Here is a 14571-nt window from a genome sequence, read left to right as displayed (position 1 = left end):
TGGCAGATCGACCAAGAAAGCCTCTTCGTACCCCCCTTATACTGAAAGGTGATTCGAGAGAGGAGGATGCTTCTTATGAAGTATCGGAAATTTGGCAATACCGAGTGGGATATTTCAGAGATCGGTTTCGGGGGTTGGCAGATTGGCGGTGGTGGAGCTTTCGGGCAAGTAGATGACCGTGATTCCGTTAAAACCTTGCTAGCAGCATGGGATCGGGGAATTAATCTCGTAGATACAGCTCAAATGTATGGGAAAGGTCATTCGGAGGAAGTCATCGGCATGGCACTCAAGCAATGGCATCACAATCATATTTATATAGCTTCCAAGGTGCAGCCCGTTCAATGGCCGCATCCCAATGAGATCGATCCTGCTATGACAGGGCGTTATCCTAAAGCCCACATCCGCAAACAGTGTGAAGACAGCTTAACAAGACTAAGTGTGGATACCATTGATCTGTATCAGTTGCATGGCTGGTTTCCTCAGGGTTTGGAAGATCGCGAATGGCATGAGGCGTTGACGGAGCTTCAGAAGGAAGGCAAAATCCGCGAATTCGGCGTATCTATTCGTGATTACCGTCCACAGGATGGTATTGCACTTGCTGAGGCGGGGCTGATTCAGGCCCAGCAGGTTGTTTATAATATTTTTGAGCAGAGGCCTGCGGAGGCACTGTTACCTGCTTGTAAGAAGAACGGCGTGGCTGTTCTTGCCAGGGTCCCCTTTGATGAAGGTTCATTGATCGGCAACTGGGTTCCAGAGACCTACGCTACTTTCGCGCCAGGCGATGTAAGGCGGACGTATTTCAAGGGGGAGCGTTTCTTGCGGACACTGGAGAAGGTGGATGCAATTAAACGAATGATTCGTGAGTACGATGCGACGATGACGCTTGCCGAAGTTGCGCTTCGTTTCTGTCTGTCGGATGAAGCTGTGAGCTGTGTCATTCCGGGAATGCGCAGCGTTCAGGAAGTGGAACTCAATCTTAAGGTTTCGGACGGAAAACCGTTGCCGACGGAGCTATTGGAGCAATTGAAACCGTTCAATTGGCCACGTAATTATCATAATCCAGATGCGGTGGTGGATCCGTTATGAGTGCTTTTGCCAGATTCCATAAGCGCCTGAAGGAGAAAGCGGACGATGTCCGAGCTCGCCCTGTCACTTACGTGGCTTTCGGTGATAGCGTGACCCAAGGCTGCATGGAATACGCTGCTATCGAGCACGAGCAAGTCTACCACAATCTGCTTAAGAAGCGAATTGTGCAACGGTATCCGACGACAATTCTAAATGTCATCAATGCTGGCGTATCGGGAGATACGGCTGTTAAGTCGGAGCCGAGGTGGCAGCGGGATGTGATTGCGTATCAACCTGATCTTGTTACCATTGGGTTCGGCGTGAATGATTGTCATGCGGGGGAGGCGGGGCTTGAGCCTTATTTGGAGAAAATAGATGCGTTCGTGCGAACTGTGAAGCGAGATACAGAAGCAGATATCCTAATGCTTACGCCCAACATGATGATGTTGCACGATAACGATACCATTCATGCGAATGATCGCGTTGTATTGCCTCGTTTCTCAGATACAGCAGAGAAGGGGTATTTACGGTTGTATACCCTTGCGCTTAGGGAGTATGTGAAGCGAGAAAAGCTGGCGTACGTGGACATGTATGCGCTATTCGAAGCATGGTTGCTGGAAGGGCAAGCACCTCATGCTAGATTAGCCAATGGCATCAATCACCCCGATCGCGAACTACATGCCCAGATGGCTGAACGAATCGAAGCTCGGATATTCGAAGGACACGAATAACTTCAACAGAAAGTGGGAGAGCCGCATGTTCGAACAGGCGAAATGGATATGGAAGTCGGGAGAGCGGAGACCGATTAATGAGCACATCCTTTTTCGGAAAACGTTTACATATGAGGAAGAGGTATGCAATCGAGCGATACTGTCTATCTCTGCGGATACCAAGTTTAGGTTATGGATAAATGGAACGGAGCTGGGAGAAGGACCTATACGTTCGACTGCGGATCACTGGTATTACGATGAGTTTGATATGACTCACTTGCTGCGAACTGGAACGAATGTGATTGCCGTGCAGGTTTGGCACTACGGGCATTCTAATTATCAATACATTGAGAATGAAGCGGGACTTATTGTGGAATTATCCTTGCACGGCTCCGATGGCATCCAGGTCATTGGCACAGATGAAACATGGCTTTGTTGCAGGCATGAAGGATACGAGGTCGATGTCGTTAAGCGTAATGTGAATTTGGGTTGGATGGAAATATGCGATGCCAATGCGCTGAGCGAACAATGGGTACTTCCTGTCTACGATGACAGGAGCTGGGTACAGAGTGAAGTGGTTGCTCCTTACGGAGGTGCACCTTGGGGAGGACTTTATCCACGAGTCATTGAGCCGTTATCCACACAGATTGTTAGGCCGAAGCAAGTCCTCGCACTGAGTGAAATTGAGCCCATCCGCCAAGTGATTTCCGTTCAAATGCGGGATAATCTGTATCCAGGAGCGCGTGATGCTAATGCGAAGATATTCAGTGGGTTTTTGGCCGTTAGGCTGGTGGTTGAGGCAGCAACCCACGGTCGATTAACATTCGCACATTCCAAGTGGAATGGCGTTCAGGGGCGATTCAAGATCGATGACCGCTGGTATGCTCATCAGGATGAGATACAGCTAGCGGCTGGCGAGCACCTATTCCTGATGGAGATTTGCGGCGTTCATAATGATTTGTTCTGCCATATGGAATTTGATTTTGATAGGGAACTGCAGTTCGCTCATCCTAAGGATGTCGAGCAAGATGCCGCCTTCGTAACCATGGGGCCGTTTGAAACAATCGAGTCATATGCCGATGGCCTTCAGCCTGTGTACGGCGGCGTTGAGAAGAGAACGGGTCTGAATCATGAGCATCCGCTGCTGCTGGAAATAGGGGCTTGCTCAACCTTGGAGGCATTCGGGGCATACCACGAGATGTGGAAGGATGTTCATCCGAGGCATGTGCTCGTTAACCAAATGATCTATTCGTTGATGATGCGGAAACGATGCGTGAAGCACTATCCCATTACGAACCGAATAGAGCGAATGCTGCATGACCATCTGCTGCCGACTGAGCTCCCTCGTACCGTAGAAGGCAGGGATCTCGAAATCGTATTGGACTTCGGGAAAATTTACGTAGGCACCATTGAACTAGAAGTTGATGCACCACAAGGAACAGTGATCGATGTCTATGGCTTCGAAAATCGAGTCAGTGGCGTCAATGCCTATACATCCGGCTGTAATAATGCATTCCGGTATATTTGCCGTGAAGGTAGGCAAGTGTTCAAGAGCTTTACCCGGATGGGCTTCCGGTATGTGATCGTGGCGGTACGCCAAGCCGATACGCAGATTCGGATTCATCGAATCCAACTGCATCAGTCTAGTTATCCGGCTACGGATAAAGCGTTATTCCGCTGTTCTGATCCTCTGTTGAATGACATATGGGAAATATCCAGGCATACGTCCCACATGTGCATGGAGGATACGTTCGTCGATTGTCCCACCTATGAGCAGGTCTTCTGGGTAGGGGACTGCCGAGTGAGCGCACTTGTGAACTATCAGTTGTTCGGCTCCTATGAGCTTGTCAGGCATTGCTTGGAAATGGTGCCGCGTTCGCGGAGTCAAAGTCCGCTTCTGCTTGCCTTATTCCCTACGGATTGGCAGGCGGCGATTCCGATGTGGACCTTTAGTTGGATTATCGCTTGTAAGGAGTATGTCGATTACAGCGGTGATCGTTCCTTCATCGAGGCCATCTATCCGGAAATCCGGCTAACACTGGAAGCGTATAGAGGATTTCTCAACGAAGATGGCCTGTTTGATACGAGCTCTTGGAATATGCTCGATTGGGCGCCAATCGATATTCCCACTGTTGGCGTAGTCACTGCGCAGCAGGCGCAATTGGCGCAATGCCACCGAATCGCAGCAGAGATGGCGGAATTGCTGGGTCTACAAGGCGAAGCGGAGGATCTGCTACAGCGTGCAGAGCAGATGAAGCGAGCAATTGATGAGCGTTTATGGAACGAAGAGGCTCAGGTCTACCTGGACGGTATCCACCGTAACGGTAAGCCTTCGACGACGACAAGTCTCCAGACGCATGTGTTACTGTATCTGGCGGATTGCTTAGGAGAGCGGCAGGCAGCTGTTATCGAACCTCAACTGCTGAATCCGCCGAAGGATTGGGTTCAAATTGGTACGCCCTTCTTCTCGTTCTATTTGTTTGAAGTGTGGAAACGTTTCGGTGAACTAGACCGCACGTTGGCGCAGATCAAGACCGATTGGGGGCAAATGATTCGTTATGGGGCTACAACCACATGGGAAGCCTTTCAAGTATTCCCAAGGAGTCATGCGCATGCCTGGTCGGCTGCGCCGGCTTATGTCCTTGGGAATCAGCTGTTAGGCATTGAGAAACTAGAAGATGGCTATCGGAATATTCGAATCGTCCCGCCAGTAACTGAACTGCTATGGGCAGAAGGCAGCGTTCCGACGGCTTATGGGCGTATCGATGTATCGTGGTCGAAGGAAGCGGGAAAACACGTAATGCACGCAGCTGTTCCGCTAGATATTCAAATAGAGGCGATTCAAGATCAGTATGCCGATTGGGATATTCAGATACATAGGATCGGATAGACTTGAAGGACTCTGCTCAGGCAGGTACAGTGGTTGCTGTATTGCTGCGATTAATCCTCCTTCTGACTCTTGCGGAATTTCCCAGGAGAGATTCCATGCATTTGTTTGAAAAGTTTATTGAAGAAGCTCAAGTCGTCGAACCCGACTTCTTGGGCAATCTGCAAAATGTTGCTATTCGTAGAAAGCATCAGCTCTTTCGCGATCCGAATGCGAATTTCATTGCGGAATTCGATGAAGGTTTTGCCCATGTAGAGCTTAAATCGAGATGTGAAAGCAGACTGGCTCATGCCGCACATCTGGCTGACTTGGGCAAGCGACAGCGGATTGGCATGATGCAGCTCGATAAATTCGGCTACTCGCTCAATGATTTTATGCTCGGAAGCAAGCGCTGTCATTGGTTTATGCAGCATTTGATCGTAGCAGCGGCTGAGGAATACGAACATCTCGATGAGCCTGGTCTTCACGAGCAGGCGATAACCGAGCATCTTATCCGTGTATTCGCTGAGGATGCGGTCAAGCAGCTGCTTCATCTCGATTCGTTGATGTGGATTCAGTTTGAGATGGGACTGGAAATGGACGTACTGCCGCAGAAAAGGTTCCACATAGAAAAAGTCGACGAACGACGTGACGTTGGATAACGATTGCAGCTCATGACTCAAGATGGAAGGGGCAAAGAGGATATTGTACACGGAGAGATGTTCATCCACGAAATAAGCATGCTCGACATCAGGCTCGATGACGAAGACATCCCCTTCTTGAATCAGATATTCCGATCCTGCATAGCTATGGCGACCCGATCCCTCTACCACATACACAAACTCGACGAATTCGTGTGAATGTGGTTTGACGGATTCTTTTTTTTTGCACGTGTACTGTTCGAGATGAAAGGGAAATTCGTACGATTCCAAGTAACTTTCATTTGCAAATCGAGTCATCGGACAAGACCTCCGGTAAGGAAGATAAGTGCTTCATTTCTTTTTATCATAGAGGATATTCGGAAAGAAGGGAAGTTGGCAAATCACCTTGAAACTCTGACGGATTCACCAAGTCTGCCCCCTCGTACGCATGATAAAGTGAGATTAAAGAACAGAAAGTACAAAAGGAGCTGGCTGCCATGACCAACGCGATTCAATCGCTTTTAACCGCAGAGCAATGCGCATTTTATCAAGAAAATGGATTCGTCCAAGTGGATAATGTTCTTAACGAGCAAGAATTAATTGAGCTTCGCCAATACATGGAAGAAGTGATGATCGAGGATTCGGGAGCGCTTTCATTGCAAACAGATAAGAAAGGCGGCAGCTATTACCGCGTGCTTAACCAGCGTGTTAACGTTTGGCGGGATCATGGCGGCATGCATAAGTATTCCTTCAACCCGCGCTTTGCGCAAATGGCACTCGAGCTTACAGGCGCTAGCGGCATTCGTCTCTTTCACGATCATGCCCTCTGGAAAATGCCAGGCGATTCCAAGCCGACCCCGTGGCACCAAGATTACCCGTATTGGCCAATGACGGAGCAGGGAGCCATGTCAATATGGATCGCACTCGATGACGTGGATGAGTCGAATGGCTGCATGATGTTCGTACCGAAATCACAAAATGCCGGTAAATTAAATCATATTGATTTGGCCAACCCTCAGGATTTATTCGAGTTCGTGAAGGGGACCGATTATGAGAATGCGAAGCCTGTGAAGGTGCCGTTAAAGGCAGGCAGCTGTACGTTCCATAATGGACTTACTTTTCACTATGCTCACTCGAATGTAACGGATAAACCGAGGCGTGCGCTAGCGCTTATTTATATGCCGGACGGAACGACATTCAGCGGGAAGAAGCATGCGATTACGATGGATTTGAACTTGCAGGAAAATCAACCGTTGGCAGGTCGGATGTTCCCACTATTAGCCTCCAGATCGTAAGAAGGAGACCAACTATGGATAAGGATGATATCACGAGTAAGGAAGACCTGCTTGCTCATCTCGGTGACGATTATGACCGTTATTTGGGAGCCATTGTGCCCCCTATTTTCCAAAATTCACTCTTCACAAGGAAGACGGTTAATCACGGTTATACGTATACGCGCGTTGCCAATCCGACGACGGAGATTGCCGAGATGAAAATTGCAGCGCTCGAAGGTGGGGAGGAAGCACGATGTTTCTCTTCAGGAATGGCGGCTATCAGTGCTGCCTTGTCCTATTATCTTGAGAAAGATAGCCATGTCATATGCCCTCGTGCGGCCTACGTGCCTGCCAAAGCCTTTCTAGAAACGTACATGAAGAAGTTCGGCTGTGAGGTTACGCTCGTGTCAGGGGAAAGCATCGAGGAATTCGAACAGGCGATTCGACCGAATACGAAAGTGATTTATTTGGAAAGCCCGCTATCGAACATTTTCACGCTCCAGGATCTGCAGGCCATCGCTGCGCTGGCGAAATCTCACGGGATTGCGACGATTATTGATAATACATGGGCGACGCCGTTGTATCAGAATCCCCTTGCCTATGGCATTGATCTCGTGGTCCATTCTGCATCGAAGTATCTGGGTGGGCATAGCGATATTCTGGGTGGTGTCATCATAGGCAGCAAGCAGGTGCTGGAATCCATTACGAATAACGAAAGAAGTTTGTATGGGGCGGTTATGGATCCCCACCAATCCTGGCTGCTTATCCGGAGCCTGCGGACTCTCGCGGTTCGGATGCGGCAGCATGAGGAGAATGGCAAGAAGGTTGCTGCTTTCCTTGAAGGTCATTCACTTGTATCCGCTGTGTACTATCCAGGTCTGCCTAGCCATCCGCAATACGAGCTTGGGTGCAAGCAGATGTCCGGTTACTCTGGCTTGATGAGTTTCGTGCCTAAGGGTGACAAAGGGCAGATTATGAAGATGATGAAGGGCTTGCGCTATTTTGAAGAAGGTCCAAGTTGGGGTGGTTTTGAGAGTCTCATTAATTCACCAGGGTTGTGGGTCAACGAGGAGACATCCCTCCTATCAGGAATTCCGATCGGTTTGATGCGCATATCGGTTGGGCTGGAGCATGTAGATTCAATTATTGAAGATCTGGATCGCGCACTGATCGGAATGACACGATAGTCGTCAGGGGAACCGTCGGTTGTTAATTGTACGAAGTATAGAGGGGACGCGTGTTAACGTGAGCTATGTTCAGGATTGGCAGACTGTTCAAGAGAAAATTCGGACGGAAGCTTGGGCGAAGACGGTGTATGACAACCTGCTTGAGACCACGGAGTGGTGGGTTAATCATTACGCCGATGATCCAGGGAGAATTACGGGATGGGGGCACAACTATTTCTGCGAAGCTTGCGGGAGCCGGATTGATTTCGAGCGGGAAGCCCCCCATGCGAATATCTGTCAAAGCTGCGGCCATGCCAATAAGGGTGCTCGCTTTGATCAAGCATGGAATTATTTGTACCGGGATGAAGCGCATAAGCATGTTTTTTACGCAGGCGTGTTGTATCGGCTCACAGGGGATGAGCGGTATCCGGCCTATATCCGTAGGGTACTGTCCTTTTATTGCGATCATTATGAGGAGCTTCAGGTAGATGTTCCCGCGGGTTATGTTGGAAAAATAGCGGGCATTAATCTCTGCGATGCGGTTGGCATGATTTGGCTATTGCAGGGCATGGAGATGGTGAAGGAGACGCTAAGCGCTACCGAGCTTCGACACTACAAAAGTCATCTATTCGACCCCCAGGTAGAGCTGTTGGAAAGACTCTGTACGAGTATTCACAACATTGCGTGTTGGATGAAGGCAGCAATAGGTATGACAGGCATGTTCTTCGGTGATAGCAGCTATGTAGAGAGAGCCCTGAAGGGGCCATTCGGCTTGCTGCAGCAATTGAAGGAGGGCGTAACAGCGGAAGGATTCTGGTATGAAGGTTCATTCCACTATCATTTCTATTGCGTAGAACCGTTCACTTATTTCCTACTGTTCGCTCGTACTTATAATGTAGCATGCAATGGCATGGAAGAGATCGTTAAACGGATGTATGTCTTCCCGGCTGAGCTTGCGTTTGATAACGGTGTTTTCCCCAATCCGAATGACGGCTGGCCGAATATCGCGTTAACTCACTATGCGGGTCAATATGAGTATGCGAATCAATTGTTTCCAGATGAAGCCTTCGAGTACGCGCTTTCCAGATCTTACGGGACCTACTACCGGCCAACCATGGCTTATGGAGGGATGATCGAGAATTCACCCCAAGGGTGGGTTCAGCGTCTCCTCTTCGGCAAAGGAAAGTATGCGGGGGAAGAGATGATCCGCGTAACCAAGAATTATCCTACTTCTCAAATCTGCTCGCTACGCGCGGGGAAAACGGCCTTATTTATGAAATACGGATTGAACACGCGGAGCCATGCGCACCCGGATGTCATGAATATCGAATTGTTCGACGCGGATTGCCTATGGTCTCACGATATCTCTTCCAATGGCTATGGCTCTTTCTTATTCCTAGAGTGGCAGCGGAAGACAATTGCTCATAATACGGTCATCGTCGATGGTGTTGATCAGGTCTATACGGAACGGAGCGTTGTGGAACAATTCGAACCAGAGAGAAATCGAATTCGAGCCCATGCCAAGGACGTATATCCTGGTGTCGATTATGTGCGCGATATTGAGCTGCAAGAAGGATGCCTCTCGGATACGTTTGAGGTCATTAGCGCAGACGAACATCAGACAGACTGGCTGTTTCACTGCCAGGGAGAGATGGAGACAGCGTTCGAAACGCAGCCATGTGCACCCATTGGGAGCGAGTTCGGCTACCAGCATCTGATGAATCTACGTGTCTGCTCGACGGACGATATCTGGTCGATACGCTGGGTTATGGCAGAACGCACGTTAACGCTTCGCATGGAAGGATGCGCAGGTACTGAGATTTATGTATTCGAGGGCTACGAAGATACAACGGCTAAGAAGCGAGCTGGGGTATTGGTGAGAAGGCGTGGGCGTGGTGCCGTATACCGAGCCCTTTATACGATAGAGTAAAAAGAAAGTCATTTCTTCTTATGGAGGGTAATCATCAATGGCGAAGAGAATTGAAGTGGACGTAACGGATTACAGTTTCCTTGAAGCTGCATCCTCCTATAAAGGCTCACTGCTGCGACCGATAGATACCGCAAAGCTGCTGAAGATGTGCTTCTGGCTAGAGTTTGAGCTGTCTCGCATGACGATGGGATGGGTATCCTCTGTGCCTGACTGGGAACTAAAAGGGGAACTTGTGCGAATGTCGTATTTGCACACGCAGCATATGATCCATTTGCGTGAACGGATTAGCGAGTTGCCTGGAGCGGATATCAATGATAAAGCATGGACGCCGAGCAGTCTCCAAGAAGCTTGCCAGCGTATTACGCAGGCGGCAGGGCTGATTGAATTTGCTGCGGGTTATAAGTTTATCGTCCAGAAGCTTTATGAGCAGTACACGGCATTTCATGAGACGTTGGATCCGATCCTGGACGGACCGACATTTGATAAACTGCGATATATCGAGCTGGATAAGGAGCAGATGATTTCCTGGGGCATTCCTTATGTGAAGTTTGCTTATGTGGAAGATGCGCAGAAGCGTGATGCATATCAGACTTGGCTGGTTTACATGGATCAGGTATGGAAGGTGCTTGAGAAATCATCGTCGGGGAAAGGAATTGATTGGCCTGACCATCCAGTGATGGAGCCGGCGGGCCCGATCCCACTGAAGCCTGCTAACGATCCGAAGTACCCGCATGTCGATTTGACTAAGTACAAGAGTGCGATGTTCGATCCGAAATCGCCCACATACGATAGCTTGAAACATATGATCTTCATTAATGCCAGTGAAATGTCGGCTGTAGAGAGCCTAACCTATCTGTACTATGGCGTGCAGAAAATGCCAGTAGATTTCTACTTTGATGTTGCACGGCATACTTGGGATGAGGTTCGCCACAGTCAAATGGGCGTTCGCCGATTGAAGCAGATGGGCTATCGCACGGAGGATTTCTCATGGCATCCATCGACAGCGCCGACACCAGAAACGATGAAGGGGGTGTTTCCAGAGTTCTATTCCAGTCTGACCATGGTAATGGAGCCCTGTTCCTTTATCAAGAAGCGGAAGTCGATTACGGCTTTCATGAAGCACGGTGATCCATTATCGTCCATCCAATCCGAATATGATATTGCAGATGAGCGTCTTCATGTGGGGTTTGGGCAGAAATGGGGCGCAAAGCTATTCGAGCATATGGATGATTTCATATCTGCACAGAATGCCGCTGAAACGGTTAAACAGATGCATCTGCGCAAAATGGGTTACAGCCAGGATGAGATTAACAAAGTGCTGCATAGTTTTCCAGAGTTTTGCGGATTTGCAACGATGGAACTTAATTACGATAAATACTAATGAACGCCATCCATAGCCGATTACTGTGGAAAGGTTTATAATGCTAACAATACGTGCGTGAGCTGAAGGCTCACGCACTTGCCATTCCATCAGAATGCAGGTGAAATGTTTGTCTAATGTGATTTCCAAATTTCTGAGCTTGAAGCTGCGCACGAAGTTTCTGCTGTCCTTCACAGTGATCATCTTGTTAACCGTGCTGATGATTAGTATCGTTAATTACTATGTTTCTGTCCGTGTAATTAAACAGAATACGTCTGTTTTCTCTCAATATTTAATTGAACAAATCGGGATTAACCTCGAGAAACGGACTAAGGATATTGAGGAGCATGTCTTTCAACAGTTCCGCAATTCCACGCTCAATACGACGCTGGGTATTTCGGAGGATGCAAGTGAATTAGATTTGTATATGAAAAATAGGGTAATTAGTGAATTCATGAAAGATTTAGTGTTCTCCAAAGAGGATTACTTGTCCGTCATGGTCATCGACACGGCTGGCAACCCATTCGGATTCGAACGCAGTGCAACCCAAAATTATAATAAACAATTGGTGGATCTGGATATTGAGAGAATTAAAGATCAGCGTGGCCGCACTTCCTGGGTTCCAGGAAAGAGCAACGTTATCTTCATGGAGAAGGCGGTATATGACGTTACATCTAGCCGTTACGTGGGTATCATTATCGTCGGTGTCGACATTAATTTGATCGGCAGTATCTACACCAATGTGGACGAACTGACGAAGGGAAACATCGTCATCCTGAACGAGGAACTCGAGCCGCTGTTGTACGATAGGCTTGTTTCGGAGCCGACCCGCTATTTCATTGAAAATAAGATGTACGCTGGGAAGCCTAGTCCCAATCAGGGCTTTCAATATGAAGGGCAAACGTACATTTCTACTATAATTTCAACACCTTATGATAAATGGATGATTGTCCAAGTTATTGCTGTCAACGAGTTAACACGCGGCACGGAAGTCATCAAATTGTGGACACTAAGCACTATTCTTGTCTCACTATGCTTAGCATTCATTTTAGCGGTCTTCATCTCTAGAAACATTACAGGAAACGTGCGTCTCCTGCTCCAGAGCATGACGCACTTCTCCGTAGACTTTACCCATAAGGTTATCGTTCCGAGGAGCCGAGATGAGGTAGGTCTGCTTGCGGAGAAATTTAATTCAATGGCTACGAAGATCAGCGAGTTAATTCATACTGTGTACGAGGAGAAGCTCCTGAAGCAGAAAGCGGAGTATCGCACGTTACAATTCGAATACAAAGCGCTGCAAGCCCAGATTGACCCTCATTTTCTATACAATACACTGGAGTCGATTCATAGCTTAGCCAAGCTGCGTGGCGACGAACAAGTCAGCGAAATGATTTACCTTCTCGGAAAGCTGCTCAGAGAGAGCATCAGCAAGAAGGGGGATATTATTTACCTGCAGGAAGAAGTCGACTTTATTAGGAGTTATTTATCGATTCATCAAATTATTTATGGCAATCGAATAGAGGTAAATTACTATTTTGACAGCAGCTTGATGGCCCTTAGGGTTCCTAAATTCATTCTGCAGCCGCTCGTAGAAAACTCGATCAAGCATGGCATTGAAGAGAAAGTAGGCAAAGGGATTGTCAGTATCGGCTCCTGGATTAAGGAAGACGTTCTATATCTCGAGGTATCCGATAATGGCGTAGGCATCGATGAGGAAACGAAGGAGCACTTGCTCAACCCACCAGAGAATTCGAAACTGAAACAGAAAGATAAGCATACGAACGTCGGAATTATCAGTGTACACAAGCGGATTCAAATCTTATTTGGAGACGAATACGGTTTAACTATTATGAGTGAAAGGGATCAGGGGACAACGATTCGGATTCGTCTGCCAATCCTAACGGAGGAGAGTCCCAAATGACATACAAAGTAGTGGTCATAGATGATAAACCACTGATCCGGCAAGCTATTGTGCAAACAATCGCCTGGGATCAGCTGAATTGCACCGTAGTCGGTCAAGCGGAGGATGGCATCGAAGGCAAGCGTTTAATAATGGAGCTGCAGCCAGATATTCTGGTAACGGACATCAAAATGCCTGGCTTAAGCGGGCTCGATCTTGCTGAAGAAATGAGTGCGAATTATCCATTGGCCAAAACAATTTTAATTACCGGCTATCAAGACTTTGAATATGCGAAAAGAGCTGTTCGACTCGGGGTATTCGATTTTATCGTCAAACCTATCAATTACGAAGAGTTAAGCCAGGTGATCGGGAGTGCCGTATCCGAAATTGATTCCAAGCGCAGGGAGAATGAGCAGACGGTCAAAATTACGTCAGCTTACGTCGAGTTGGAGAAACAACATAGCGATTCCATCCCGTCACTCAGAAGCAAGCTGATCGGTGATTTAATGACAGGAACAGGCGATATGCAAGAACAAGTGAAGAAGCTTGAAATTTTGTATAGCCGATTCGTTGTGCAAATTGTTCGTACTGCAGATCGAGGGGGCCAGTCTGGTGCAGCGAACATAGTCAAGCTTAAGCAGCAGATGCAGCTCCGTCTAACTGAACAAGCACATAATCTAACTGCCAAACGTGATTTCTATGTAATCGAATCTCTGCGAGATCATGATCTTGTATTTGTCTGTCTTTTTCCTAAGGTATTCTCGCAGAGAGAGTACAGAATGAAGCTGCAGAGCTTCTGCAATGCGTTTATTGATATGGCGAAAATGAAGGAGGAAGTCTCCTGTCATATTGCTGTCAGTTCCGTGTATAAATCCCTTTTAGAGCTGCCGGATGCTTTCCGGGAAGCTTCTCAGATTATGGATTCAAGCTTTTTCCGGATGGAGGAGCGTGTGTTATTCCCCGATCATGGTCAGCAAGAAAAAGAACTGGGGAAATTCTCGATTATTCAAGATTTGGAACAGTTTAATCAAATGTTGGAGGACAAATCCAGCGAAGATGTGATAGCTTATTTGGAGCGTTTCCTGAAACAAATTACCGCCTATAGCGAAGGGAATATCCTTGTCGTGAAGGGTTTGCTCTCCGAAGTATGTCTTGCGGTGGCACGCTACTATTTCCGTATAACTGGCGATGAGTTTGGCCTTGGCAAAAGTGTCGATCAAATTCTAGAGGATGTGTATCGCCTGACGAGTATGATGGAAGCGTCTACCTACCTGACAACTTTTATTGGGACGATTAAAAAGAAGCTTGAAGGCGGGGAGAAAGTGTACAGCCTTGTCGTAAAGAAGGTCATCGATTACATTAACACCCATATCGCTGACACCATCAATTTGACGTCGACCGCTGAGCATTTCGGTTTGAGCTCGAGTTATCTTAGCAGGTTGTTGCGCACAGAAACGGGTATTAATTTCGTGGATTTGGTATCGAAGGCTCGGATAGAGACCGCGAAGCGTCTGCTCATGGATCCTAAGAATAAGGTGAATGAAGTAGGCGAAATGGTAGGGTATAAGGAATACGCCTATTTCTATCAGGTTTTCAAGAGACTTGAAGGTCAATCGCCTAAAGAATATAAGAACAGAGGTAAAGAAATCTAATAAAAGG

At 47.8% G+C, this 14571-nt stretch carries 10 protein-coding genes; 9 read left to right on the top strand and 1 reads right to left on the bottom strand.

Features of this window, described 5'->3' with window-relative positions:
• Positions 1 to 75: 75 nt before the first annotated feature.
• From AC58PV_RS30680 to AC58PV_RS30670, 3 genes are read left to right on the top strand one after another with little or no spacing between them, the layout of a single operon-like run.
• On the top strand, positions 76 to 1086 hold the full coding sequence (locus tag AC58PV_RS30680) for an aldo/keto reductase (RefSeq protein ID WP_497436672.1): 1011 nt from the start codon (positions 76 to 78) through the stop codon (positions 1084 to 1086).
• Positions 1083 to 1796, top strand: a complete 714-nt coding sequence (locus tag AC58PV_RS30675; protein WP_497436670.1) for an SGNH/GDSL hydrolase family protein — start codon at positions 1083 to 1085, stop codon at positions 1794 to 1796. The genes AC58PV_RS30680 and AC58PV_RS30675 overlap by 4 nt, the downstream gene beginning before the upstream one ends.
• Complete coding sequence (locus tag AC58PV_RS30670; protein WP_497436669.1) at positions 1714 to 4665, top strand: family 78 glycoside hydrolase catalytic domain; 2952 nt, start codon at positions 1714 to 1716, stop codon at positions 4663 to 4665. Before AC58PV_RS30675 ends, AC58PV_RS30670 begins: the two co-directional genes overlap by 83 nt.
• Positions 4666 to 4715: 50 nt before the next feature.
• Here the strand turns inward: AC58PV_RS30670 and AC58PV_RS30665 are convergent, their stop codons facing one another.
• Entirely contained in the window at positions 4716 to 5600 is an 885-nt protein-coding gene (locus AC58PV_RS30665) for a helix-turn-helix domain-containing protein (RefSeq protein ID WP_497436667.1), read from the bottom strand.
• Between the two features lie 179 nt (positions 5601 to 5779).
• On the opposite strand from AC58PV_RS30665, the gene AC58PV_RS30660 reads away from it, so the two are divergent.
• The 6 genes from AC58PV_RS30660 to AC58PV_RS30635 all read left to right on the top strand — a co-directional run bounded on the left by AC58PV_RS30660 (position 5780) and on the right by AC58PV_RS30635 (position 14564).
• Positions 5780 to 6577 (top strand): phytanoyl-CoA dioxygenase family protein, encoded by a 798-nt coding sequence (locus AC58PV_RS30660; protein WP_497436666.1) that lies wholly within the window; start codon positions 5780 to 5782, stop codon positions 6575 to 6577.
• A gap of 14 nt (positions 6578 to 6591) precedes the next feature.
• On the top strand, positions 6592 to 7743 hold the full coding sequence (locus tag AC58PV_RS30655; protein ID WP_497436665.1) for a trans-sulfuration enzyme family protein: 1152 nt from the start codon (positions 6592 to 6594) through the stop codon (positions 7741 to 7743).
• A 19-nt stretch (positions 7744 to 7762) separates the two neighbouring features.
• Positions 7763 to 9652, top strand: coding sequence for a heparinase II/III domain-containing protein (locus AC58PV_RS30650; RefSeq protein WP_497436664.1), 1890 nt, complete (start codon positions 7763 to 7765; stop codon positions 9650 to 9652).
• Between the two features lie 37 nt (positions 9653 to 9689).
• A complete protein-coding gene (locus AC58PV_RS30645; RefSeq protein WP_497436663.1) occupies positions 9690 to 11033 on the top strand; it encodes a DUF455 family protein in 1344 nt (447 codons plus the stop codon).
• 118 nt (positions 11034 to 11151) lie between these two features.
• Positions 11152 to 12933, top strand: coding sequence for a sensor histidine kinase (locus AC58PV_RS30640; protein WP_497436717.1), 1782 nt, complete (start codon positions 11152 to 11154; stop codon positions 12931 to 12933).
• Positions 12930 to 14564 carry a response regulator transcription factor gene (locus AC58PV_RS30635; RefSeq protein ID WP_497436661.1) on the top strand — a complete coding sequence of 545 codons (1635 nt, stop codon included), beginning with the start codon at positions 12930 to 12932 and terminating at the stop codon, positions 14562 to 14564. Before AC58PV_RS30640 ends, AC58PV_RS30635 begins: the two co-directional genes overlap by 4 nt.
• The last annotated feature ends 7 nt before the right edge of the window (positions 14565 to 14571 follow it).

This window comes from Paenibacillus sp. J22FR83, assembly GCF_059691955.1.
The sequence above is the reverse complement of the archived record's forward strand: the minus strand, read 5'-3'. Positions and strand labels throughout refer to the sequence as shown.

Bases quoted from the DNA above. Each gene is read 5' to 3' on its own strand.
- AC58PV_RS30680 (WP_497436672.1), top strand. From the start codon at position 76: ATGAAGTATCGGAAATTTGGCAATACCGAGTGGGATATTTCAGAGATC.
- AC58PV_RS30675 (WP_497436670.1), top strand. From the start codon at position 1,083: ATGAGTGCTTTTGCCAGATTCCATAAGCGCCTGAAGGAGAAAGCGGAC.
- AC58PV_RS30670 (WP_497436669.1), top strand. From the start codon at position 1,714: ATGGCATCAATCACCCCGATCGCGAACTACATGCCCAGATGGCTGAAC.
- AC58PV_RS30665 (WP_497436667.1), bottom strand. From the start codon at position 5,600: ATGACTCGATTTGCAAATGAAAGTTACTTGGAATCGTACGAATTTCCC.
- AC58PV_RS30660 (WP_497436666.1), top strand. From the start codon at position 5,780: ATGACCAACGCGATTCAATCGCTTTTAACCGCAGAGCAATGCGCATTT.
- AC58PV_RS30655 (WP_497436665.1), top strand. From the start codon at position 6,592: ATGGATAAGGATGATATCACGAGTAAGGAAGACCTGCTTGCTCATCTC.
- AC58PV_RS30645 (WP_497436663.1), top strand. From the start codon at position 9,690: ATGGCGAAGAGAATTGAAGTGGACGTAACGGATTACAGTTTCCTTGAA.
- AC58PV_RS30635 (WP_497436661.1), top strand. From the start codon at position 12,930: ATGACATACAAAGTAGTGGTCATAGATGATAAACCACTGATCCGGCAA.